Genomic DNA, 24954 nt, shown 5'->3' with positions numbered 1-24954 from the left:
AATGGGCGTTTTTTGTATTAAACCTTAAGGGTTATTACTTCTTAGTTTCTTTTACTTTTTCTTCTTTCACTTCTTCCTTCACTGGAGCTTTCACAGTTGCATTCGGGCTAACTTCTCTGATGATTTTCATTTCATCAATTAAGTGCTTCGCACCTGCATACTTGTCAATAATGAATAAAGTATATCTAATGTCTACTGAAATTGTACGTTGTAATTCAGTTTCAAAAGCGATATCACCACTCATTGCTTCCCAGTTTCCGTCAAATGCAGTACCGATTAATTCACCTCTACCATTAATAACTGGAGAACCTGAGTTACCACCGGTAATGTCATTGTTAGAAATAAAGTTAACGATCATTTCACCTTTGCTGTTTGCATACTGACCGTAGTCTTTTGCTTTGTATAATTCCTTCAATTTAGCAGGAACTACAAATTCAGGATTTTTTGGATCTTCTTTTTCCATGATTCCTTCGATAGTCGTATAGTAGTTATAGTATACTGCATCTCTTGGGTAGTAATCTTTCACAGAACCATAAGTTACACGCATAGTGCTATTCGCATCAGGCGCATAGGCGTGATTTGGATTCATTTCACGTATAGCTTTCAAGTACAAACGACCTGCATTGTCTAACTTTTCGTTGATCTCTTTTTTCTGAGCACCTAACGCTTGAACATAATCTTCTAGGATGATGGTCTTCGCCAATTGATACAATGGATCTTTTTCAATGGTTGAAGCTTTCGGCTTATCTAAAAACTTCATCATTCTTTCTTTTGAAGTGTAGATCGACTTGCTGTAAATTTTATCAGCCATCTTTGCATAGTCACCTTTGAATTTAGACACTAAATCTTTAAACATTTTCGGCTGCTGATCAGCTGGAATGTCAGTAGAATAAGCTTTTACCATCGCAGCAAAAACTTGTTTGTCGATACTGTATGAATATTCTTTAAACTGCTTTTCAGTTGTTGCCTTGAAAGTTTCTACTGCTTTTGCTTGTTTCTCTTTATCATCTCCTGAAAGTGCAGCTAGTAAACCTCTGCTTCTCCATGCAAATGAAACTGCTTCGATTCTGTAAATCGCTTCGATGTCGTAAGTGCTTTTCAAAATAATTTTTGAAAGTTCTTGGTAACCTTGATCGTAATTAGTAATTACATTCTTATACTCATCTGCTTTTTTAGCATCTTTTGCAATCCAAGCTTCAAATGCATCTTCTTCTGATTTCTTCTTGTCATAAATTTTCAAACGCTTCAAACCGGCAGTTTGACCTTGGAAATATTTCCAATAGTTAGCAACAGAAGCTTGTTTGTCAGCATAGTTGATGTAAGTTTGCTCATCTTTTGCCATCTCAGCTTCGTAGATATCCAGTACTTGTCTTCTTAATTTTACGATAGAAGGCTGCTGAATATTTACAGCCATTTCTACTCCGTAAGAACTCAAATAACGATCAGTACTTCCGGGGTAACCAAAAATCATAGAGTAATCTCCTGCTCTTCTGTCTGCAATGTTTACAGGCAATGAGTGCTTAGGAGTATAAGGTTTGTTGTCTTCACTGTACTCTTTTGTTGGCTTGTTTTCAGCATCGGCATACACTCTAAATAATGTAAAATCGCCAGTGTGACGTGGCCACATCCAGTTGTCAGTATCGCCACCATACTTTCCTATTGATGATGGAGGAGCACCTACAAATCGAACATCACCAAAAGTCTCATACACGAATAAATAATATTCATTTCCATTGTAGAAACTTTTAATCTGAATGTCATATTCATTGTCAGTACTTGCTTTTTCTTCCAATACTTTAATGATAGAATCAGCCTTAGCAGTTCTTTGAGCTTCAGTTAATTCAACACCTAAAAATGGAATAATGTCTTTAGTTACATCGTCCATCTTTACTAAAAATGAAACGCTGAAACCTGCAGGAATTTCATCCTTATTTTCCTTCGCCCAAAAACCATCTCTCAGGTAATTGTTCTCTTTCGTGCTGTTTTCCTGAATCACACCAAATCCACAGTGGTGATTGGTCAACATTAATCCTTTGTCTGAAATAATTTCACCAGTACAAAAACCACCACCTAAACGCACAATCGCATCTTTCAAGCTAGAGTTATTTACACTGTATATTTCTTCTGGAGTTAACTGTAAACCTTGCTTTTGCATGTCTACATAATTCAGTCGCTTAATAAACATTGGCAACCACATCCCCTCATCTGCCTTTACTTTAGGAACCCCTAGTAAAAACATTGCTGCAATAAAAACTAATGCAATCTTCTTCATTGTACTATCTATTTATGAATAATTAATTTTTCGATCGACTAAATTACATCAATCTATGAGATAAAAAAAACGCTTGAAGATAAACGGTTCAGGCTTACTTCAAGCGGTTTTATAGTTATTTGATATTATTTTAAAATGACTCTTGTTGATGTTTCACTATCTTTTGTAGATAATTTGATTAAATACAATCCTTTGCTAAATCCACTTAAATCATAGTTTACCGTGCCATTATTTTTAGCTGTATTTATTGTTGTTACTAACTTTCCTAAGTTATCAAATACTTGAATTATTGGCGATTCAGAATAGTTCGTCCAATTAATCTGTATTTTATCTGATGTTGGATTCGGAAACACATTAAAGGAGGCATCAGGAATCTTATTTTCAGTGATGTCTGTCAATAATGATTTGATATTGATATTGTCTATGTATAAGTTATTGCCTAGTCCTGACACATTTTCTATGTACAATTTAACAATGGGTTGATTGGCTGCTCCGGCAATGTGATAAAAAATAGTTTGAAAATCTGAGGGGTTTGTGGGCTTGTATTCTGTTTGAATTGGATTAACGGTTCTTAAGGCTGCTCCATAAAATGATGCAAATTTGACACGAGTCGCTCCACAGTCAATGCTATAGTAGAAATTTAAAGTATCAGAATCGTTCATTGTTCTTGAAGTATATGCTCGATCAATAAACAGAAATGGATAATTAACGGTATCCATATTGATAGCCGGAAGTTCAAGAATATCTTTTTTCCCGGGAGATAAATTTAAGAAGTTGTTTATTCCTAAAACATAAGTCAGAGCAGGAATATTAAAACTATGCTCCCAAGTATTGTCACCGTCTTCATTTACAATAATCGATTTAGCGATAGGTCTTCTAGGAAAAGTAGCCACATCAAAGTCTTCCACGAAAGGCATTTGTTCAATGTACGGATTCCGAATGTCTATAAAGTTGCTCATTGTTAAAGTATCATTTAAAGTTCCATCGCTAACAATAAGTATTACGTCATATGTGCCTGTGGCCGAATATGAAATAATCGGATTGGCGACTGCAGACGTTGAAGGAGTTCCGCCTGGAAATTGCCATTGGTAACTGGTCACATTATTTAATGATCGATCGGTAAATTGAACAGATACATTTGGACAATTGACTTGTTTTTGGATACTGAATCTTGACACTGGCTTATTCGTAGGATATTGGAAAGGATCAGACTCCCAAATTCCTCTACCGTAGGTAGCAGCTCTTAATTTGTTAGTGGCATAATTCATCTCCAATTCATTCACAATTACATTTGGTAATCCTGTCATATAAGGCAACCATTCATAAGTGTAAGGTTTTAAGTAATATACTCCAACATCAGTTCCAACATACAGAACTCCATTTCGTTCATCGCGCTCAATGCAGTTTACTGGTAGGTTCGGTAAATTGTATGAAACGTTTGCCCAACTACTTCCACCATTTGTAGAATAATAGACCTTTTCAGCTGCATTAAATCCTGAAATAGTAACCCATAAATTATTAGGGTTCTGGTGATCTATCTCAATATAAGTTTTTGAAAGTACAGATAAGTTACTTGTTACATCCGTCCAAGTGGAACCTAAATTAGTGGTTCTAAAAATAGAGTTTTGAGTTCCCGCGTAGATAACATTAGAATTTGATTTTGCTATTGCTAATGACCTAAATGTTGGTCCACCAGGGAAGTTGGAAATTTTAACCCAACTGTCTCCAAGATTGTTTGACATCCAAATATTCTCGAAACCAGCAATGATTCTATCTGTATTGTTAGGGTCTAGAGCATAAGGCGTCAACCAAGCGCCTGACTCTGAATTTCTTATTGATCCTGCAATTCCAGTAAAAGAGTTTCCATTGTCATTTGAACGTCTTAATCCTCCATTTTGTGAGGATGTAAATAGGATGTTTGTATTAGTAGGATGTATCGCACACTCCATCCCATCTGCTCCAAAGACATGAGTCCAAGTTTTTGAATTGGTGTAGCCTCTGAAACAACCATTGTCTTGGGTTCCACCAACTATTTTAGTTGGATCCGATTCAGAACCACCCAATCTGTAAAATTGTGAAATTTCAAGCGTTCTCGATTTATCGACCCACGTGCTGCCTTTATTTATGGATTCATAAATTCCACCATCAGAACCACAATATAATTTTCCATTGTAAAAATCTAAAGTATGAATGTCAGCGTGTGTGTATCCAATATTGTTTGGTAATGCCCAATGTGCAACAATATTGAATACTGTTCCTGAATCTACTGACTTCCAAACATTTACTCCGCCTACAAAAACCTCATTGGCATTATCAGGAGATACTGCCAAAGCTAAATCATACCAACTTTGACCTCCTGAACCCATTCCATCATTGGAGCTACTTAAAATGTTTGGAGAGTTACTCATCTGTGTAAAAGAGTTTCCCAAGTTTGAAGAGCGGTATAATCCATAATAGGATGCGTCTGATGCATCGCCATACAACCCATAAACCAAAGAAGGATTGTCAATCGAAACAGCAATAGACATTCTATTGACAGCATTCGCAGAAGGCAATCCCATAGTTATCTTAGTAAAACTAAAGCCACCATCGATAGACTTAAAGAATTCATTAGAACAAGCATAAATAGTATTGGTATCAGTTGGGTGCATTTCAATATCCCGGATGAATCCTGTCTGAACTCTAGTATATGAAGCACCAGCATCTTGAGTGATGAATAAACCATTACTAGCGCTTACCCAGTGTTTATTAGAGTTAGTAGGATGCATTAATATTTTTGTAGGTCGAATAGACTGCGAGATAGTATGAACCATTCCCGTAGGAGAAAAAGTATTTCCTCCATCGGTAGATTTAAGAACTCCAATACTATAGGTATCGCTTCCATCTCCATCGCCAGTCGCAATGTAGATAATATTTGAATTGTTTGGATCAATTCCAATTCCTGAAACTCCTAACACTGGTAAATTATCGGTTAACACATTCCACGTATTTCCACCATCTATACTTTTCCAAAGTCCACCGGCAGGCACGCCCACATAAATTATATTTGAATTTACAGGGTCTACAGCAATTACATTCACTCTACCTTGTCCTGGACTATAACTTAAGTTGATAAAATCGTTTAACCCCAGAGCAACCCATCCAGCGCTTTTATCCGAAGTAAAATCTGCTTGATGTTGTTTTTTATAACTCATGAAATTATTCCAAGCCGCAGTGGATGAAAAACGCTCCCCTGTTGGAAATACTCGCTGATCCATAAACCATTCCCAACGCTTAAATTGTTTGAAACCCTTTCCTTTTTCATAAGGCTTACCTTCATAATAAGATTCAAAAGCTTCTTGAATTTCATAAAAATTAGTGGACTCTTCTTGCATCATTTTTACAAATTCTTGCGCAGAAGCAGTATATAACATCAGCACAGAAAGTGCTGATAAAAGGGCTTTCTTTATCATAATTAGAGAGTTATTTTTAAAAGTAAAAACTACAGTTGCATAAAATTACTTCTTTTAAGTAAAATTTATAGTAAGCTGCATGACTTATTACACAAACAAACTATTTTCTTGGATTGTTCAAATTGCAGTTCTTTGGTTAATAAACCTTTTCGCCTTTGGAAAGCCAAATTCCCCAAGTTTTACTGTATCCATGGATTTTTTGAGTGGGTTCTTCGTTTTGATTCACAATGGGCTTCCCTTGATTAACCCATTCAAATACACCTCCATACAAATTAGAAACATTGGTGTACCCTGCAGCAATTAGTTTTTCACCGATTTTCTCACTTCGATATCCAACTGAACAGTATATAATGATTGGAGTATCTTTTTTAATGCCATTCATTCTTGAAAGATCAAAATCATCATAACCCACCCATTTTGCTCCTTTAATGTGTGATACCTCGAACTCATTCTTTTCTCTAGAATCAATGAAGGCGGCTTTGGAGATTTGATTCGGACTTAAGTCAGCAACCGCCACAATTGGAATGCTTTTATTGATTAGTGCTTTTAGCATCAATCCATAGGGAGCGCTCTCTACTTGAGAAAAGGAGTTGAAAAATGACATAATACAAAATGTAAAAATGATTAGTTTATTCTTCATAATAGTTACCTAAACTAAGTGTCCAATCGTAATCAATAAAAACCAATTCAGGATCTGAGTCTTCTGGGATGAGTTGGTAATTTTTCAAGAATTTCTTGATTCCATTCTTTCCATCAAAATCTCCACGAAACCAACTAAACAATGGTGTAATCATCACTTTATTTTCAGACTTTTTGTAAGTTGTTTCCTTTTTAAGAAAGTTAATCGCAACTGCATCTATTTTCTTGTCAAAACCATCTGCATGATAGATGGCTACTAAAGGACAACTTTTCGCACCACAATTTAGAGCGAAGTGGACTCTAGGATCTGTATCATCAGTTCTAAATGTTCTTTCATATTTTCCAACAAATGGATTTTTTAATAGTCCCCAAGATAATTTAATGGTTGAACTTCTAATAATTCCATGTTCAATGTCATCAAAACTTAATAACTCTCCTGCAATAGTGATCTGCTCCTTTTTAAAAAATGCGCCTCTATCCTTATATAAGTTTGGGTTTTCCTTTAGTATAATTTGAATGTGAGCATTGTATACATTGATCCAGAAGGCTTTTTTCTGAATATCATTGGAAAGTTGATCAGATAATTCCTCAACTGAAACAGTTGCCAACTGAGTTTGAATACTTGCAGTTTCTTGGTTAGCGATTATTTTTTCAAGTAATTGAGCCGAAAGTTCAATGTAATTGATTTCAGAATTCGGGGTTGTCTTTTTAGAACTTTCGTAACCCTCTGCTTTTACTTTCGTTTGGCAAGAGGTAACAATTGTCAGTAATAATATGGTGATGAATCTAAACTTCATTGTGTGATTTTTAATATTTGTCTACTTTCGTTTGCCTAATTACGTAGATCCATTACAAAAGGATGAATTCCTTATGAACAAAGGTATCGAATTGGATTAAAAAAACTGGTAGAATGAATTTGAGTGTCATAATTCCGACATTAAATGAAGAGGGTAATATTGGGAAGTTACTTCAATATATGAAAGCTAACGGAGATCAGCGATTACTAGAAATTATAGTTGTGGATGGAAGTAGTAGTGATCAAACGGTTTCTTTGGCAAAATCATTTGGTGCAGTTGTTCTAGAATTAGCATTGTCATCTCGAGCCAATCAAATGAACGAAGGGGCCAAAGTGGCTAAAGGAGATGTTTTGTATTTTGTTCATGCAGATACATTGCCTCCCACGAGCTATATTGAAGATATTGAAGATTCAATAATGAATGGATATAAGTTTGGCTGTTATCAAAGTCGATTTGATACTAAATCAAAACGGATGCGAATGAATGAATTTTTTACACAATTTGATTTTATGATTTGCAGAGGTGGAGATCAGACTTTATTTGTAAAAAAAGACTTCTTCAATAGTCTGGACGGATATGATGAATCCATGAAAATAATGGAAGAGTACGATTGGATTAGGAGAGCCAAGAAGAAATCAAAATTAAAAATCATGTCAAAGGCTTGTTTGATTTCTACAAGGAAATATGATAAAAACAGTTACTTTCGTGTAAATTCTATCAACTTAATTGTTTTTTTGATGTTTTTTGCAGGCGTTTCTCAAGACGTTTTGATAAACACTTATAAAAAGTACATCAAGAATTAAGAAATAGGTTTTGATCTTTTCAAGTGATATCTATGGGACAAAAATCATTTCAAAATAAATGGGTGTGGATTACAGGTGCTTCTTCAGGTATTGGAAAAGCACTCTCTATTGAAATGGCTAAAAAAGGAGCAAACTTGATCCTTTCAGCTCGAAAAAAACCTGATTTAGACCTAGTAGCCCAAGAGTGTGAATCTTATAATTCAAAAGTAATTGTTCAAGTGTTAGATTTGGCGATTTCAGACAGCATTCAATCGGCATTTCAATCTATCCAATCAAAATCCATTAAAGTTGAAGTGCTCATAAATAATGGAGGGATGAGTCAAAGAGGACTAGTTATAGATACTGTTTTGCCCGTTCACCAACAATTAATGCAAGTGAATTATTTTGGAGCTTTAGAACTAACATCATTGGTTCTGCCTCAAATGATTGAGCGAAAATCAGGGCATATCGTTGGAGTGAGCAGTATCGTTGGAAAATTTGGATTCCCTTTACGATCATCCTATTCAGCATCAAAACATGCGTTGAAAGGCTATTTAGAGACTTTATATTTAGAAGAAAATAACAATGGCATTGATGTGAGTATCGTTTACCCTGGAAGGATTCAAACAGATATTTCGAAACATGCTATAGATGGGAAAGGCAATTCTCACCAAAAGATGGACGAAGGACTTCAAAATGGTATGAATGTTACTGAATGTGCAAAAAAGATTGTTCGTGGATTAGAAAAAAAGCGAATAGAAATTTTTGTTGGAAAGCGAGAACTATTACTTTTAGCAATTCGACGGTTTACCCCGTCAATTTTCTTTAAAATTGCAAAAAATATCAAACCAGTTTAATTCATATCATTTTGGAAAAGCAAGGAAAGATAATTAGCGGAATTCAGCAGATTGGAATTGGAGTGCCAAATGTGCCTCAAGCATGGGCGTGGTATCGCAAAAATTTTGGGATGGATGTGCCTATTTTTCAGGAAGAGGCGGAGGCAAAGTTAATGATCAATTATACTGGTAATGAAGTGCATAAACGCAATGCCGTACTTGCTATAAATATGCAAGGTGGTGGTGGTTTTGAAATATGGCAGTTTACTTCTCGTTTACCCGAACCAGCTAATTTTGAAATTAAATTTGGGGATCATGGCATTTACGCTGCTAAAATGAAAGTAGTGAATGTAGAGGCCTTGCACAAAAAATATAAAAAGGACCAATTGGAGGTGCTTTCAGATGTAATGAAAGATCCTGCTGGGAAGAAACATTTTTTTGTTAAAGACCTTTACGGAAATATTTTCCAAATGGAAGAAGCCGATGGTTGGTTCGACCGCAATAGTTATTCAACAGGAGGAGCGAGTGGTGCTATTATTGGTGTTTCTGATATTGATGCTGCATTGAAAGTATATCGTGATATTTTGGAGTATGACGAAGTGGTTTACGACGAAACTGGAGTTTTTGAAGATTTTGCTAACCTAAACGGTGGTAAAAGAAAAGCGAGAAGAATTAAACTAAAACATACCTCTTTAAGAAAGGGTAGCTTCAGTAAATTATTAGGACCATCAACGATTGAATTAGTTGCTTTAAGTGAAGAAAAAGGAACTAAAATATACAAAGATAGGTATTGGGGCGACCTTGGATTTATTCATATCTGCTTCGATATTCGTCATATGGATTCTTTGCGAAATGAGTGTGAAGAAAAGGGTTTTCCTTTTACCGTAGACAGTCAAAATAGCTTTGATATGGGTGAAGCTGCAGGCCATTTCTCATACATTTCAGATCCTGATGGAACTCTAATAGAATTTGTGGAAACACATAAAATTCCAATCATGAAAAAAATGGGTTGGTACTTGAATTTGAAGAATCGGAATCCTGAAAAAAGTTTACCTACTTGGATGGTTAAAGCATTGCGATTTAATCGGGTGAAAGATTAGAATCTAATCAGTTATTTTTCGATAATCCAATAATTTATTTCTTAACACAATAGCCTTCTCAAAATTAGTTGATGAGAAGAATTGATAGGATTCTATCTGCTTTCTAAAAGTATCTCTTATGGAAGTATATAAAGTTCCTGAAAGAATAAAGAAGGACCCGATTATGATTGTCGGTATACTTAATAGTGCACCAACAATATAACTAACAATTGGAAAGTAAACGAGGTAGATTAATACTGATAAACATAGCCGTACCGAAGCGTAAAACTCTATAAGTCTAACTTTTTTGTCTGTAACCTTTTCAGCTAAAATAAAGGGTAAAGCATTTGGAAGGTAGCCTAGAATAAATAAAATATAAAAAGCAAGTCGAACCCCTAAACTGTAGACTGGATTTACTCTTCCTTCTTCAATCGCATCTTCATTTGTGATGCCATTATTTAACACTGAATATTCTTTTGCCGTTTCGATTAATTTTGAGTTGTCTGCTAAATTGGCCCAGCGCTGTTCTTGATCCAAACGAACCGATTGATCAGATAATTGTGACCGATAAATAGGAGCAATGATCTCATAGGTTTTCCCAATTTCCGTTTTTTCGTCTACGATGATACTGGCTGCTTTTATTCCTGCAAGCAGTGCTTCGTTAAATTGTCGAATCGCTTTTACTTCCGATTCTTCATATAATTCTTTATACTCTTTTAGAGCAATCGGCTTCTCAACACCAACAACAACTTCGGTTCTAAATTTTGCTGGATAGTTGTAATTTAAACTCATCGGCACGATTTGTAAATCGAGAGAAAAGTTATTGTATGATTCTGCTCCAAAAGCAATTCGAGCAGTTCCTTTTTTTAAGGGACGCACCAATTTGTCGGTGATACTAATTCCTTCGGAGAAGATAAGAATAGAACCCCCTTTTTTCATAATCTCAAAACACTTGGCGAAAGTATCTTCGTTTTTGTGCAAATTCTCACTTCCTTCTTGTAATCGGTAGATGGGGATCAAGTTCATCTTCGAAAGCAACCACTTTTTAAATGAAGTATTGAAAACATCTGATCGAGCTAAGAAATATAATTTTCGAGGGCTATAAGCCCCAATAATAATAGCATCCAAGAAAGAGTTGGGGTGAGTACAGGCAAAAATACTCGGTTTGTTTAATGGGATGTTTGCAAAACCATTTTTAATGATTCGTTTATAGAAAACGAATAACGAAAACCGCATTATGTACTTAATGAAATAGTAAAGCAAGGGTTATTTTTTTAGATAATATTTGCTGTCTGAATAAGCATAAAAGGAGACATCATCCAGCCAAAAAGTTTCATGATTTCGATTCCAAACATAAGCCTTTATTTTGTCATTTTTCTCCAAGGGCTGAGCTAAAAATATAGAAACTAAACCCACTGACCACTGTCCTTGTTGGTTAAATTCCTTTAACGACATTCCACGCCAATTCTGATTGCCTGATTCATTATCAATAGAAATGGCAAGTAAAGCATCCAAGGGTTGGTTGGATTTAAAATGAACTAAGAAGGTAATGATATTGGCTTCTCCGGGATTAAAATCTGATGCGTCAATATCTTTCAATGAAACTGGATATTCTTGTTCAGGAGTTACTAATATGGATTTAATTCCAGTTTTGCTATTCATTGTATCAATGAAGGTGGTATTGAAATTCCATTCTGTATTTGGGCTTTCAAAACTAGAATAATAATCAATCGTTTTTACAGGTGGTATTCCCTTAGTAAAATGAATAACTTCATAATTAAAATGACCATCAAGTTTTTTAATCTCTGGAAAGTAATACCGTATCAACTCCTTCAATTCGTAATAATTATTGACCGCAGACCATGAAAAGATTAAATTTTCCTTTTTGCTGTTTGCAAAATGCTTGCTTAAATCACCCAAGTCTTTTTCACTTTTTATTGTAGTTTTTAGAAATTGATGTTGGCAATTTAACTGCTTTAAATAGAATTCGTAATAGTTATAGTTTACGGCATTTATAATAATATCGCTGCTGTTTTCTGGCAACTCATCAGCCCAATTGTGCATCACTGTAGAGGCATTTTTGAAATTGCCAAATGGGTGTAAATGATAATTATCCCAAGTTCTATAAGAAGTGAAAGTAGCAACCCCAATAAAAATAATTAATAAAATACCATACAAACCTTTCAAGTCTTTGCCCTCTATTGACGAGAAAACGAAAGCCAATAAAAATGGAAAGCTAAAAATTAAGGTAGAGTATTGTAAAACTGGATTTACTTTAATGGAATAGATATGACCAATTAAATAAGGCGCCAAAACCAAAACGAGCAAAACCCAAGAGTTTTTATTGAATTTGTTTTTGTAAGACACCAATCCTAAAATAGAGATAGTTGCAATTATTAGGATAGTTAACCAGCTATAATTGAAAGTATAAAATAGATAGGTAAGGTAGAAGTTGAATTCAGGTAAGGGCAACCAATCACCAACTCCTCCAATTTTGAGCTGAATTAGAAAATATTTCAAATAGGGTAGAAAGCCAATTGCAACAATTGTATTAATTATTAAATAGGCTTTTCTACGGTATTTTTTTATTAGGAATAATCCTGAAACTCCTAGAATGAAAATATTTAAAGATAAAAAATAATGAATGTAAAGGGAGCAGATCCCAATGAGAATATATAAAAGATACGTTTTAAAATTATACCGATTTAGTAAAACTAACTTGGTCCAGTAATAAGCGAATAATAACATGAATAGCAGGCCGACACTATAAGGTCTTGCCATTTGAGAGTATAGAATCGGGTACTGCAATAATCCGATACCGGCAGCCACATATACTGCTGTAATGTCAGAAAACCACATCCGAAATACACGATAGCTGAGTGGAATACAAATGATTCCAAAAATAATGAATGGGATCCTTAAAGCTACTTGATTAAACCCAAATAGTAAAGTCCAATTATAAATAAAAAACTGAACTAGAGGAGGATGGGTGTCTGGTGCAGAAGCGTATGATAGCCAAAGTGATAAGTTTGAGTCATGTTGCGTTCTGGTTATTGCACTTAATTCGTCATTAGTCAGACTCCAATCGTTCAAATGGAAGAGCCTTAGAGCTGTGCCCAGAATAACAATCAGCCATAGAAGATACTTTACACTTGTTTTCTCATCAAACTTCATAAATCTCTTTGGCGCAAAGCTTCAAATACAATAATTCCAGCTGCTACTGATACATTTAACGAACCGATCTCACCTTTCAATGGAATTTTAACACACTGATCTGATAAATTTAAAAGTGTCGAAGAAATTCCCACTTCTTCGTTTCCAACAATTATTGCTACTGGACCCTTCAGGTTTGCATCAGTCATCAATCTTTCAGTTTTTTCAGTACAGCTAATTAATTGAATTCCTGAGTTTTTTAAATTCTCTGCTAAAGCTGGTAAACTTTTAACACGGCATACCGGAATTCGCATTAGCGCGCCGGCTGATGTCTTAACAGCATCAGCTGTGATTTCTGCTGATCCTTTTGCAGGAATGATGATGGCATGAACTCCAGCGCATTCTGCCGAACGACAAATCGCTCCAAAATTCCTCACGTCATTAATTCGGTCAGCAATTAACAAAAATGGATTTTCACCTCTTTCATAGATCCCGGCTAATAAATCGTCGATATCAAAAAACTCTATGGGAGAAAGATAAGCGATAACTCCCTGATGATTTCCATCAATATACTTTAACCGGTTTTCAGGAACATTTTGACTAGGGATACCATACTGTTTGATGGTTTTTCTTAACTCAGTTAATAACGGGCCTCTTAAATCCTGTTGAACCAAAACCTTTTCTACATCTTTCCCAGCTCTTATTGCTTCAATTACTGCTCGGATACCAAAAAATAATTCATTTGGTTTTTTCTTATCGTTTTCGTTTTCTCTCATGGTTTTAATATACTCGTCCTTGTCTCCAATTGTCTACTGCTCTATACCAAGCGCTCTTGAAGCTTTGACTGCGTTCTAAAATGTATGTATTTTTTGATAATGGACTATTTAATCGTCTAAATTTAAAGGTAATGGAAAGCATGTTGGTCTCTTCTCCATACACCCAATTCTCATAATTATAGCCCTTATAAATTGTTGATGGAGTCCCGTAAATCAAGTAAATCAATCCTCTATCTGTTTTCCAACCTTCTTGCACGTCAGTGAAATATCTATTGGCACTTTCTACTCGTTTGTAGTACTCTCCTAAAATCTGTTTCGCTCGGTTAAAATCATTCGAAATGGTTAACCAAAAATTATCTACAGCCGCCTTTTTGTCAAGGTCTATTTTTAGCTTTTCAAATTCGGATTGAGTCGAAATATATCTAGTTGGCTCTATTAAATAATCCACTTTAGTGAGCTTTGGGAACCCTTCATGTAAGCACAAAATAGCATAAACTTGATTTAAACTATCATCATGTATGGCATATAATCCATTGCTTATAAAAGTATAATTAATAGTATCCTCCAAATACACATCCTTTTCATAGTCGGAGGTTGAAGGCAGAGTGTATGCCAACCCTTTGTCTGCAAATGGCGGAGGAGGAAGTGCAAATGGCTCAATGTATTGTTCAATCTTGTACTCTTTGTTTGCAATCCAAGGACTCTTGACAATTTTAATTGGTTGATTGGGATTAACAATGCTAGTTAGAATGGGTAGGTCATTTGAATCTAACAACATAAAGTTGCTTTCATCGACTTGCTGGTACTTCACAAAAGTAAAAAACTCAACAGTATTCAAATCCCTATTTACATCTCTTATTCTTACCTCTAAGAAATATTTTTTGTTCGCTTCTGCAGGAATAAGAAAGCCTCCATATAGTGTTTTTGCAACTTTTACACTTACAGTATCTCTCATGTGGTAAGTAGTACTATCCAAAATAACTTCTAAATTGGATTGCTCGAATAGCTTATATTTAATTTTTAAATTTGCTACAGAAAGAGTGTCTTTTTCGAGTTTACTGTACAAAACTTCCGTGGATTCAATCCCAAAATAGAAGTTAGATTCAGTCTCGTTTAAATGAAAAATTTTAAAATTTGGACGGATGATCGCAGGATCTGGATCATACATGTAGGCGAAATTGATATTTGATGTGTTTTGTGTAGTACTACAACTAAACAGTATTAGAGTTATTAGTAATGTCGGAAGTAGTTGATTTTTAATCTTCATTAGGTTCTAAAAAGTTTTTAGGAATATCTTTTGTCGGTTTTATTCCAAGCTTTTTCAACTCTTGGGTTCGTTTTACTAAATTACCATTTCCTAAGCTAATTTTATTCATCAATTGATCATAGTTGGATTTGGACTGATCCATGTTTTTTCCTAGCTTTTCTAGATCATCTAAAAAACCTACAAATTTATCGTACAATTGGCCTGCTTTCTTGGCAATTTCCATCGCATTGTTATTTTGTTTTTCATATTTCCATACGGAGGCTATTGTGCGCAAAGTAGCCAATAATGTCGAAGGGGAAACAATGACGATTTTCTTATCCCATGCATATTGAAAAAGTGCCTTGTCCTCTCTGATGGCGATGCCAAAAGAACTTTCAATTGGAATAAAAAGCATCACAAAATCAGGAGTATTCAGGTGATTAATATTTTGATAATGTTTTTCAGATAATAATTTGATGTGACTTTTTATAGACACAATATGGGACTTTAGCTCAGTCGCTTTTTCTAAGATATCATCTGATGTAGAAAATCGTTCGTAAGCGGTTAATGAAACTTTTGAATCAATAATTAGATGTTTGTTTTCAGGCAACTTTATGATAATGTCAGGTTGCAGTCGTTTGCCCGCCTCATTCTTACCGCTAAACTGAGTATCATACTCTTCCCCTTTTTGCAATCCAGAATTTTCAAGAATTCGTTCTAAAACTAACTCCCCCCAATTTCCTTGAGTTTTGGATTCTCCTTTTAATGCATTGGTCAGGTTGTTTGCTTCATCTCTTAAAGTTTCATTCAATAATAACAATTGTTTCAACTCTTGCTTTAAACCCGCCCTTTCTTTGGTGTCATCGATATATTTTTTTTCTATCGATTCTTCAAAGTTCTTTATTTTGGTCTGCAATGGGTTTAGGATTTCAGCGAGTTTTAATTGATGTGTTTCTGAAAAATCTTTGGTGTTTTTTGAAAGGATCTTATTCGCTAGTAACTCGAATTCATTCTGAAAACGAATGCTCATTTTCTCAATTTCTTCCTTCTGTTTTTCTTGATTAATAGTGAGCTGACTATTTCTTTCTGCCAAAGAACTTTTTGCTGCTAGAAGCAAATTGTTCTCTCCTTGAAGGTTGTTTTTTTCATTTTTCAATTCTATCAATTGAGACAGAATAGAATTGTATTCAGCTTCCATTCTTAAAAAGGATTCACTTTTTTCAACTTTCGGCAGGATTTGTTTCTGAATAACAAATCCTACTGCAATTCCAATTAGGATAGAAATGATTGAATAGATGAAGATTTCCATGGACGAAATTTTAATAGTTCAAAATTAGAACAGGAGTATTCACTTGAACCAAATCAAATAATTCTATCACTTCACTGTTTTTCATTCGGACACATCCATGGCTTGCTGGCTTGCCGATCAACCCTTCTTCAGGAGTGCCGTGAATATAGATATACCTACTATAAGAATCTACATTTCCACCTCTATTAATTCCACTTTCTAATCCTTCTAACCACATAATTCGACTAGTTACGAAATCATCCTCTACATCTGTTTCATCTGTGTAGATAGTAGCTATTTCTCCACTGTATTCTCTCTCCCTCAAAATTGCATCTTTCGGAAGATTACTTCCTATCATTTGCTTGATTTGGTGTAATCCTTCTGGGGTTTTTTCACTGTGAATTTCTTGGCCTAATCCTTTTTTTGCTGTAGAGATCAGAAAGATTTTCTCCACATTCCCGTTTTTTATATAAAATATTTTTTGTCGTTTCACGGAAACAAAAAGGTATGAATCAAAAGACCGCTGGTATTTTATATTAATGTAATCATCAATAAATGTGGCAATTCCTCCTGCTTTTAGTGCTGGGTTGAAATTGATTAAAAACAAAAACAGTATCGCGAAGGTGAATTTAGATTTCAAATAATTTGAGTTTGAGCAAAGGTAATTGGTTTAGAAAAAATTAACAAAGCCGAAATGAATTTTAGATGCCCTAAAATCAATTGGATTGTCAAATTGCTTTCCAACAGCGTAATTTATTGAGAATATACCGGCTCCTGTTTGAAAGTTCATTCCCACCCCACAGCCAATAGGGGTATCGTGTATGGTCGTTTTTATTTTTTCATAATATCCACCATCAGAGAATAAGTAAATACTTGAATTTTTGTCAAGAATAAATCTGTATTCTATTGTTCCAATGATGTAACTAGAAGCAAATATAGATTCTTCGTCAAATCCTCTAAGTGTTTTTATTCCCCCAATTCGAAATAATTCGTTGTCGAACAAAGATTCATTAAATAAGTATCCCATTTGATTTCTTAATTTAATAACACTTCTTTTGGCGATTGGAATGTAATAACTGCCATCAAATTTCCCTTGGAAAATACTGCTTTTTAATGGAATGCCCTCATAAATGGAAGGGTTTGTTTCTTGCAGTGATGCTATAGGTTGAATGTTTTTATTTCCGGTTGAGGCATTGATATTTAATTGATAACCTCTTTGTGGGTTATATCTATAGTTCAATTTTTCTTTATTATATTCTATACCGTATAATATAGAATTGTAATCAGCATATGGAGGCAGGTCAAGAAGCGGGGCAGATGATGTTGTATTTGAACCAAGTCTCCGAGATGAATTATTTTTTATAAAAACCTGAATGTAATCATAGCCTTTAAAGACATATTGCAAACCTAATTTAAAAGAAACATCTAAAAATAAGGTATCTCTTTTGTAAAGCTCAAATCCTGCATCAACTCCAAACGGAGTATTAAACAAGAAAGGATAGTTTAGATGAATTTTAAGGTTTTGCGTTTCACCAATAAGCTTCCGCCATTCTAAATCAAATGCTTCTCCTTTCCCTATTGCGTTTTTTAGGTTTAATTCGATGTTTCCAGTAATGTCAATTTTTCCTGTTTCTTCATTGGTTAATACTCCTAAAATTCCATCAAACCTGCTTGCAGGTTTCTTTTTAAGGTATATCAGTACTTTAGATTCCTTTTCAAAAAATTGTACTTCAAATGGTCTAGTCTGCACGAGGAATGGAATCTCATCCAATCGAGTTCCAATGTCATTTATTAAAGTCTCGTTATATGCGCTGCCGGGCTTTAGACCAATATAATTGTATAAGAATCGCTCACCAACCTTAGAGTTTCCATAAATTAAAATACTGTCAATTTTATATTCCGGACCCTTTTCAACATTTAAATCTGCAATTAAACCTGTGTTGTTTATTTCCTGAACCTTTAGGCTTATTTGAGCAAATGGAAAACCATTGTTTTCATAATATTTCAATAGATTTTCCAAGAAGATGCCAGTTTCTTTGCCTTTAAATGGCCGGTTGAAATAAATATTCTCTCTATAGTTTACTTTACTTAATGCTTCATCACTGATATTTCCTTTACTTAATTTACTCCATGAAAACTCTTTGCCAATGTATAGAAAGAGATTGGCTGAGTCTGAATTGGTATAAACAATACTGTCAACTGATGCAGTGAGGTATGAATTTTCTCTGTATTGATTAATAATATTTTGTGCGATTCGAATTACGCCAATGGAGTCTTTCGCAGTTTTTGGAAGTTGAATCCGAGTATCAATTTTTAAATCACTAAAATATTGAATCGATATCTTTTGTGCAACCGTTATCAAAGGTAGAATGACTAATAATAGTATAGAAAAAATGAGTTTCAATTAATGGTCGATTTAAGTTTGCCAATTTATGGGTTCTTTTCCCAATTCAACTAATATATTATTAGCCTTTGAAAAGTGTTTGCAACCAAAAAATCCCCTGTAAGACGACAGTGGAGAAGGGTGGGGGGCTTCCAATATATAATGTTTTGAAACGTCAATCAAGATTTTCTTTTTGATGGCTTTGCTACCCCATAACAAAAAAATGACACCTTTATTATTTTTACTTATCTGAGAAATAATAGAATCTGTAAGCTCCTCCCAGCCTTTATCCTTGTGCGAGTCAGCTTTTCCTTCCTCCACAGTTAAAACAGTATTTAACAAAAGTACACCTTGTTGAGCCCAAGGAGTTAAGTCGGTATGTATATTTTTAACAGCCAAATCACTTTCTATTTCCTTAAAAATATTTCTGAGACTTGGAGGAATCGCAATGCCATTATTCACACTAAATGATAATCCGTGAGCTTGACCTTTTTTATGATAAGGATCTTGTCCAAGAAGAACTACTTTAATTTTTTGTGGAGGATTTATTTCTAGGGCATTAAAAATTTCTCTCTGTGGGGGAAATATTGTTTTATTCGCATATTCATGCTCAAGAAACTGCTCCAATTTTTTATAATAGCCTTTGTCAAGTTCATTATGGAGCCATTTTTGCCATTCTCTATTTTTTATTTTCATAGATTTCAATTTCGGTTATTCAATATTTGATGTTCATAAAATAACAATTATTTAAATTTGTTAGTTTCCTAATTCTTACATTTGTAAAATAATTTGAAATTTCAAAGATGAAAAAAATAGCATTAGTATTTTCTCTAGTAGTTTTAGCAGTAGTTTTATTTTCATGTAAGTCGTCCCACAAATGTGCTGCTTACAGTAAAGCAGAGATTGTGAAATCAAACTCTCCTTCATAAAAAATGAATTGGATTGAAGTGAATTCAATAGAATCTATTGACAATGTAAAAAAAGACAATTCAGGGCGACTGTTTTTGCTTTTTAAACATAGCACTAGATGTTCCATAAGTTCAATGGCTAAAAATAGGTTGGAGAATAAGTGGATTGAATCTATTCCAATTGATCAGTTTCTTTATCTTGACTTGATCCGTTATCGGGATTTATCTAATTTCATAGCTAGTGAGTTCTCGGTAGAACATGAAAGTCCTCAAGTTTTAATTTTCAAAAATGGCGAAGTCATATATACAGCATCGCATAACTCCATAGTGCCTCAATCTATCTTAAGCGCGTTAGCATAAATAGTAGATATTTCTTGATTTATATCTGGATTTAAACTCAGCGCCACCGGGCAAGTTTTAATTGCCTTATTTATAATTTTCTTTTGTGAATCATTAAATTCATTCTGGAAAATAAATTGAATTTGAATGGTCTTTATTTTCCTTGGATCCGATTGCATTTTTTTCAAGACATTAAATTCACATTCCCCGATTTCAAAATTATTTTCAGTTGCTCTAATTGCTGCTACCGTTAAAATACATGATGCTAGCGCTCCTGCCAATAAATCAGTTGGGGAAAATTGTTCACCTTTTCCATTGTTATCTAATGGAGCATCTGTCAAAATTTTAGTACTGGATTTCTGATGAATCAGTTCAGTTCTTAAGTTTTTTGCATAACTTCCTATAATGGTTGGTGTCTCGTTTATACTATTCATTTAATTGCTATTTTTGTTTGAGATTATGAATAAAGCAATAATAACATTTTTTTTATCCCTAATTCTTAACTCTGCTTTTTCTCAAGAAACTATTTTTGAAGAAACAGTGGTAAAGTACAATACGGAATTGGCAGGTGGACTTTTAATCCATACCAATGGTTTTGGTGCGAATTTTAGATATGGCAAATTTTTAACTGGGTTTAAACAACGGTTGTATCAAATTGAGATTGTAAATTGGAAAAATCACAGAGAAATTAAAACCTATCACCCTTTTCATGAAGATGCAAAAGGTTATGTATTTGGTAAATTAAATACATTAACTTTTTTAAGGCCATCAATAGGTGTTCATAAATCATTTATTTCTAAACAAAGCATCAGTGGAGTTTCAATCAATTATACGGCGTTAATCGGTCCTACAATTGCTTTCTTAAAACCCGTCTATTTAATTATTATTAAAGATGAAATAGACCCCAATGACCCTTTATCTAATAGTTACTATTCTACAGAAAGGTATGATCCTGTTAATCATGAATCAAGTAATATATATGGTAGAGCGTCCATACTTAAGGGAATCGAAAAAATAAAATTAGAGCCTGGTATACATGCTAAATTAGGTTTGAATTTTGAATATGCTAACAGTAATAATGTGTTAAAAGCAATAGAAGTAGGTTTTACTTTTGATGGATTTGCCAGAAAAATTCCAATAATGGCCTACTCAGAAAATCAGCAGTTTTATTACAGTCTCTCTATTAATTTACTTTATGGAGTGAAAAAAAATGAATGAACAAGGCAGCGTTTTAGTTGTTAAAATAGTCTAAGATATTAAAGTGTAAAATTGTCAAAAGAGTAGTATGTTTATTTTAAATTTACTTATCTTGTGGCTGTTTTCTGTAGTTTTTATTTAAAAAGAATTAATAATATGAAAGTCAAAAAGTTTACCATTGGGTTATTAGCATTAGGTGGTGTCATTTTAGGTGCCAACTCTATGTTGTCTAATCAAGAACAGGCTTATTATCCTAAAAATACAACACTTTCTGCATCCGCACCACTAGCAAAAGGAATGGCAGAATATTATAAAATGCTTCGTGCTGATGCAACTGGTAAAATTCCTGTTGATGAAGTTCTAAGAGTAAGGAAAGAGCTACAAGCTAAGTACGTTCCAAAGGCGGCCAATATTAATTGGCAAGAAATGGGGCCTGATAATGTGGGTGGAAGGACTAGAGCTTTAATCGTAGATAACCAAAATCCAAACAGATACATTGCAGGGGCTGTTTCCGGAGGAATCTGGATTTCTGAGAATAGAGGTGTTTCTTGGACAGCTTACAACAATAGTCTAGACAATATGGCTATTGCTGATTTAGCTCAAGCACCTGATGGAACTATCTATTTTGGTACAGGGCCTTTATTTGACGGATCAATTAATAACAAAGGACTCGGTTCAGAAATGATTGGAGAAGGAGTGTTTAAATTAATTGGCAATGGTCAAGTTCAACAATTAGTGGGTCCATCTTTCGCAAATAATAGAGGGATAAGATGGTCTGGAATTAACCACCTTGCTGTTGATCCAACAAATTCAAATCGGATTTTTGTAGCACAAGTCGACGGATTAATGATGTCTCCTGATGCAGGAGTAACTTGGAAAGAAGTAATACCTGCCATGACTAGAGCATGTCAGGATGTAGACGTTGCATCTAACGGAAAAGTGATTGCTGCTTTTGGGCAAGATATTTACTTGTCTCCAAATGGTGATTCAGGTACATTTGTGAATTCACCTTTGCCAATTGTTTCAGGTAGAACTGAAATCGCAATAGCTCCTTCTGATCCAAATGTAGTTTATGCTTCTGCTACCGTAAGTAGATTGTCTGGAATACTAAAATCAATTGATGGTGGAGTAAACTGGACTGTAATTGGACCAGGAGGCACTACTTCTTTTGATCCTTTTTGTAGTTCGCAACAATGCCAAGGTGGTTATGATAATGCTATTGCAGTCTCAAAAACTAATCCTGGACACATTTTAGTTGGTGGAGTTACCTTATGGGAGTGGAAACAATCACAAAATAATAATTTTACCGGATCATGGGCACAAATTGCTTATAATTTTGGTTCAACCGGTAATCCTAATTATGTGCATTCAGATATTCATAGAATTACGTTTGTAAGTGGAAATGAAGCGTTAATTGGAACAGATGGTGGGATTTTTAGATCTTCTAATTTAACAGACAAAACGCCTCAGTTCGTATCTACGAATAGAGGATATAACGTTACTCAGTTTTATGACATTGGTGTTGGTCCAACTGGAAAAGTGTTGGGTGGAGCTCAAGATAATGGATCACTTCTGGTTGGTTTTAGCGTCGGTCAAGGACGAACTGGAGTCGAGATTCGAGGTGGTGATGGTTTTGATAGTGAATTATCAGCCTTAGTACCTGAAGTTGGTTTTGCTTCTCTATATTATGGTAAGGTGTTAAAGATGACAGGTATATCTGATGATATACTAAGCTTGAATATCAACGGGGGAAATTTTTACAATAGTGATTTGTCTGGAAGATGCTCTCCAACTATAGGTACTGCCGGTTGTGGTCCATTTTATACCTCATTTAGGTTATGGGAGACATTCAACGATGTAAACTCAAGAGATACTTTAGATATAACAGTCCGAACTGATAAAGAATATAGATATGGTGATTCAATTTTGTTACCTAGTCAAACTAGAAATCGCTTTATCAAGCATGAGGTAACTGTTGTTGCTGATACTACTGTTGTTAAGTTAGATTCTAATATACAAGTTACTTTTGAGGGAGTTGTTGATCCTTATCAATCTATGGCAATTTTAGCAAATGCTGCTGTTTCAGGAAACTCAAGTAGTTTGCACATTACTCGCGATGCTGTTAAAAGTATAGCAAGCACAGAAATTCGCTGGAATAGAATTGCAGGGTCAACTTCATTGCCTGATGGATTTGATGGAACTGTTATTTCAATGGCCGTATCTAGAGACGGAGATATTATTTACGCTGGTACTTCTGGTGGAGACTTATATAGAGTTTCTGGTTTGAATGCTGCATGGTCTGCAAATGACTATTCCTTTACAACTGGATCAAGCCTTATCAAATGTAAAAGGTTCGGTAGGTTTTCAGGTCGAGCAGTAACTGGAATAGCAGTAGACCCTAATAATGCTGATAATGTGATTGTAACATGTGGTAATTATAGCAATCAGGTTTATGTTTACAGAACCACTTTTGCAACTACAGCAGGAGATCCAGTTACTTCTTTTGAATCAATTCAAGGTACAGGTTTAGGTAAGTTTCCTGTTTATTCTGCTGTGATTGATAAAGCAAATAACAACAATGTTGTAATTGGGACAGAGTTCGGTGTTTATGCAACAGACAATGCATTTACCGCTAACGCAAATGATGTAGTATGGACTGAGGAGAATGCTGGTTTAGCTAGAGTTCCTGTTTATGAGGTTCAGCAACAAATTTTTGGATATAAATATGCCACTAATTCTGGTGTTATATACGCAGGAAGTCATGGTCGAGGAATATTTAAATCAGACAAGTTTGTTAGTGCAAGAGAAATAATGGCGTCAACCAATACGTTTGAGTCTAAAATTAAAATGTATCCAAATCCAGTTGTATCAAATTCTACAATAGAATTTACTACAGGGAAATCTGAAAATTTGACCATTACAGTTTATGATCTTTCAGGGAGAATTGTTCAAACAAAACAATTAGGGAATATGCCAAAAGGAGCCCAAAAAATTCAATTACAGTTGAGTGATTTGAGTAACGGAAGTTACTTCTTAACATTAAGAGGAGCTACTGAAGTTAAAACAGCAAAGTTTATAGTTGCTAAGTAGGCTAAGAAATAAAGAAAAAGCGGAACATTTTGTTCCGCTTTTTTTATGCCCTCTTGTTAATAAAATCAATCGAAAAATTTATCTAGAAATAGTAGTTTTGCAAACTAATTAATCAAACTAATTTTAAGAAAACTAAAAGTAATGCCAAAGGATAATAGTATTAAACACGTTTTGATTATTGGAAGCGGTCCAATTGTAATTGGACAAGCATGTGAGTTTGATTATGCGGGTTCACAAGCATCAAGATCATTGCGTGAGGAAGGAATAGAAGTGACATTGATAAATTCTAATCCGGCCACGATAATGACTGATAAAGTTGTTGCAGACAATATCTACCTGCTTCCTCTAGAACCAGAGTCGATTGAAGAGATTTTAATTAAACATCCAGACCTAGATGCTGTTTTGCCAACAATGGGAGGCCAAACTGCACTAAACTTGGCCATAAAATGCGATGAGATTGGACTTTGGGAAAAGTATAATGTGCGAATGATTGGAGTCGATATAGCAGCAATCAATGTCACTGAAGACAGGGACGAGTTTAAAACTCTAATGCAAGAAATCGGAATTCCTGTGGCTCCCTCTAAAATCGCAAATTCATTTTTAGAAGGAAAAAACTTTGCTCAAGAAATAGGCTTTCCTTTAGTTATTCGCCCATCTTATACACTAGGAGGGACTGGAGCTTCATTTGTTCATACGGCTGAGGAGTTTGATAAATTG

Annotated in this window: 20 protein-coding genes; 7 read left to right on the top strand and 13 right to left on the bottom strand. The window is 34.6% G+C overall.

The genetic code is table 11. From position 1 onward, the window contains the following. Positions 1-34 precede the first annotated feature (34 nt). From ACTB0X_RS12200 to ACTB0X_RS12185, 4 genes are all read right to left on the bottom strand, one after another. A complete protein-coding gene (locus ACTB0X_RS12200) occupies positions 35-2272 on the bottom strand; it encodes a S46 family peptidase (protein ID WP_463025310.1) in 2238 nt (745 codons plus the stop codon). 125 nt (positions 2273-2397) lie between these two features. Continuing rightward, positions 2398-5724, bottom strand: a complete 3327-nt coding sequence (locus ACTB0X_RS12195) for a VPS10 domain-containing protein (RefSeq protein WP_463025309.1) — start codon at positions 5722-5724, stop codon at positions 2398-2400. A 136-nt stretch (positions 5725-5860) separates the two neighbouring features. Continuing rightward, positions 5861-6328, bottom strand: a complete 468-nt coding sequence (locus ACTB0X_RS12190; RefSeq protein ID WP_463025308.1) for a rhodanese-like domain-containing protein — start codon at positions 6326-6328, stop codon at positions 5861-5863. Between the two features lie 25 nt (positions 6329-6353). Continuing rightward, entirely contained in the window at positions 6354-7160 is an 807-nt protein-coding gene (locus ACTB0X_RS12185) for a DUF547 domain-containing protein (RefSeq protein WP_463025307.1), read from the bottom strand. A 113-nt stretch (positions 7161-7273) separates the two neighbouring features. Here ACTB0X_RS12185 and ACTB0X_RS12180 point away from each other — a divergent pair, with 113 nt between their 5' ends. The 3 genes from ACTB0X_RS12180 to ACTB0X_RS12170 are packed head-to-tail and all read left to right on the top strand — an operon-like array spanning position 7274 to position 9878. Beyond that, positions 7274-7963 carry a TIGR04283 family arsenosugar biosynthesis glycosyltransferase gene (locus tag ACTB0X_RS12180; RefSeq protein ID WP_463025306.1) on the top strand — a complete coding sequence of 230 codons (690 nt, stop codon included), beginning with the start codon at positions 7274-7276 and terminating at the stop codon, positions 7961-7963. Between the two features lie 32 nt (positions 7964-7995). Beyond that, positions 7996-8799 carry an SDR family oxidoreductase gene (locus tag ACTB0X_RS12175; protein WP_463025305.1) on the top strand — a complete coding sequence of 268 codons (804 nt, stop codon included), beginning with the start codon at positions 7996-7998 and terminating at the stop codon, positions 8797-8799. An 11-nt stretch (positions 8800-8810) separates the two neighbouring features. Continuing rightward, entirely contained in the window at positions 8811-9878 is a 1068-nt protein-coding gene (locus ACTB0X_RS12170) for a VOC family protein (RefSeq protein ID WP_463025304.1), read from the top strand. A gap of 3 nt (positions 9879-9881) precedes the next feature. Here ACTB0X_RS12170 and ACTB0X_RS12165 read toward each other — a convergent pair whose 3' ends face one another. Genes ACTB0X_RS12165 through ung form a run of 8 tightly spaced genes read right to left on the bottom strand, consistent with a single transcriptional unit; the run spans position 9882 to position 19399 of the window. Then, complete coding sequence (locus ACTB0X_RS12165; protein WP_463025303.1) at positions 9882-11093, bottom strand: 1-acyl-sn-glycerol-3-phosphate acyltransferase; 1212 nt, start codon at positions 11091-11093, stop codon at positions 9882-9884. A 30-nt stretch (positions 11094-11123) separates the two neighbouring features. Then, complete coding sequence (locus ACTB0X_RS12160; RefSeq protein WP_463025302.1) at positions 11124-13031, bottom strand: glycosyltransferase family 39 protein; 1908 nt, start codon at positions 13029-13031, stop codon at positions 11124-11126. Continuing rightward, the gene (gene rlmB, locus ACTB0X_RS12155) at positions 13028-13786 is read right to left on the bottom strand and encodes a 23S rRNA (guanosine(2251)-2'-O)-methyltransferase RlmB (protein ID WP_463025301.1); all 759 of its coding nucleotides are present in this window, start codon (positions 13784-13786) and stop codon (positions 13028-13030) included. Before rlmB ends, ACTB0X_RS12160 begins: the two co-directional genes overlap by 4 nt. Positions 13787-13790: 4 nt before the next feature. Next, positions 13791-15053, bottom strand: coding sequence for a GWxTD domain-containing protein (locus tag ACTB0X_RS12150; RefSeq protein WP_463025300.1), 1263 nt, complete (start codon positions 15051-15053; stop codon positions 13791-13793). Further along, on the bottom strand, positions 15043-16341 hold the full coding sequence (locus ACTB0X_RS12145) for a DNA recombination protein RmuC (RefSeq protein WP_463025299.1): 1299 nt from the start codon (positions 16339-16341) through the stop codon (positions 15043-15045). Before ACTB0X_RS12145 ends, ACTB0X_RS12150 begins: the two co-directional genes overlap by 11 nt. Positions 16342-16351: 10 nt before the next feature. After that, positions 16352-16960: a L,D-transpeptidase family protein gene (locus ACTB0X_RS12140; protein WP_463025298.1), complete on the bottom strand. Its 609-nt coding sequence runs from the start codon at positions 16958-16960 to the stop codon at positions 16352-16354. Positions 16961-16990: 30 nt separating this feature from the next. Then, positions 16991-18724 carry a ShlB/FhaC/HecB family hemolysin secretion/activation protein gene (locus tag ACTB0X_RS12135; RefSeq protein ID WP_463025297.1) on the bottom strand — a complete coding sequence of 578 codons (1734 nt, stop codon included), beginning with the start codon at positions 18722-18724 and terminating at the stop codon, positions 16991-16993. Between the two features lie 12 nt (positions 18725-18736). After that, complete coding sequence (gene ung, locus ACTB0X_RS12130; RefSeq protein WP_463025296.1) at positions 18737-19399, bottom strand: uracil-DNA glycosylase; 663 nt, start codon at positions 19397-19399, stop codon at positions 18737-18739. Between the two features lie 236 nt (positions 19400-19635). Between ung and ytxJ the strand changes: the two genes are divergently transcribed. Beyond that, positions 19636-19971, top strand: coding sequence for a bacillithiol system redox-active protein YtxJ (ytxJ, locus tag ACTB0X_RS12125; RefSeq protein WP_463025295.1), 336 nt, complete (start codon positions 19636-19638; stop codon positions 19969-19971). On the opposite strand, the gene ACTB0X_RS12120 is transcribed toward ytxJ, so the two are convergent. After that, a complete protein-coding gene (locus ACTB0X_RS12120) occupies positions 19944-20384 on the bottom strand; it encodes an OsmC family protein (protein WP_463025294.1) in 441 nt (146 codons plus the stop codon). The two genes, ytxJ and ACTB0X_RS12120, sit on opposite strands and share 28 nt — an antisense overlap. A 25-nt stretch (positions 20385-20409) precedes the next feature. On the opposite strand from ACTB0X_RS12120, the gene ACTB0X_RS12115 reads away from it, so the two are divergent. From ACTB0X_RS12115 to ACTB0X_RS12105, 3 genes are all read left to right on the top strand, one after another. Then, positions 20410-21168, top strand: coding sequence for a hypothetical protein (locus ACTB0X_RS12115; RefSeq protein ID WP_463025293.1), 759 nt, complete (start codon positions 20410-20412; stop codon positions 21166-21168). 135 nt (positions 21169-21303) lie between these two features. Further along, entirely contained in the window at positions 21304-24237 is a 2934-nt protein-coding gene (locus tag ACTB0X_RS12110) for a T9SS type A sorting domain-containing protein (protein WP_463025292.1), read from the top strand. A gap of 141 nt (positions 24238-24378) precedes the next feature. Continuing rightward, positions 24379-24954, top strand: a 576-nt coding sequence (locus ACTB0X_RS12105) for a carbamoyl phosphate synthase preATP-grasp domain-containing protein (RefSeq protein WP_463025291.1), incomplete at its 3' end; no start/stop codon positions are given.

The organism is Acidiluteibacter sp., assembly GCF_055129545.1.
The sequence above is the reverse complement of the archived record's forward strand: the minus strand, read 5'-3'. Positions and strand labels throughout refer to the sequence as shown.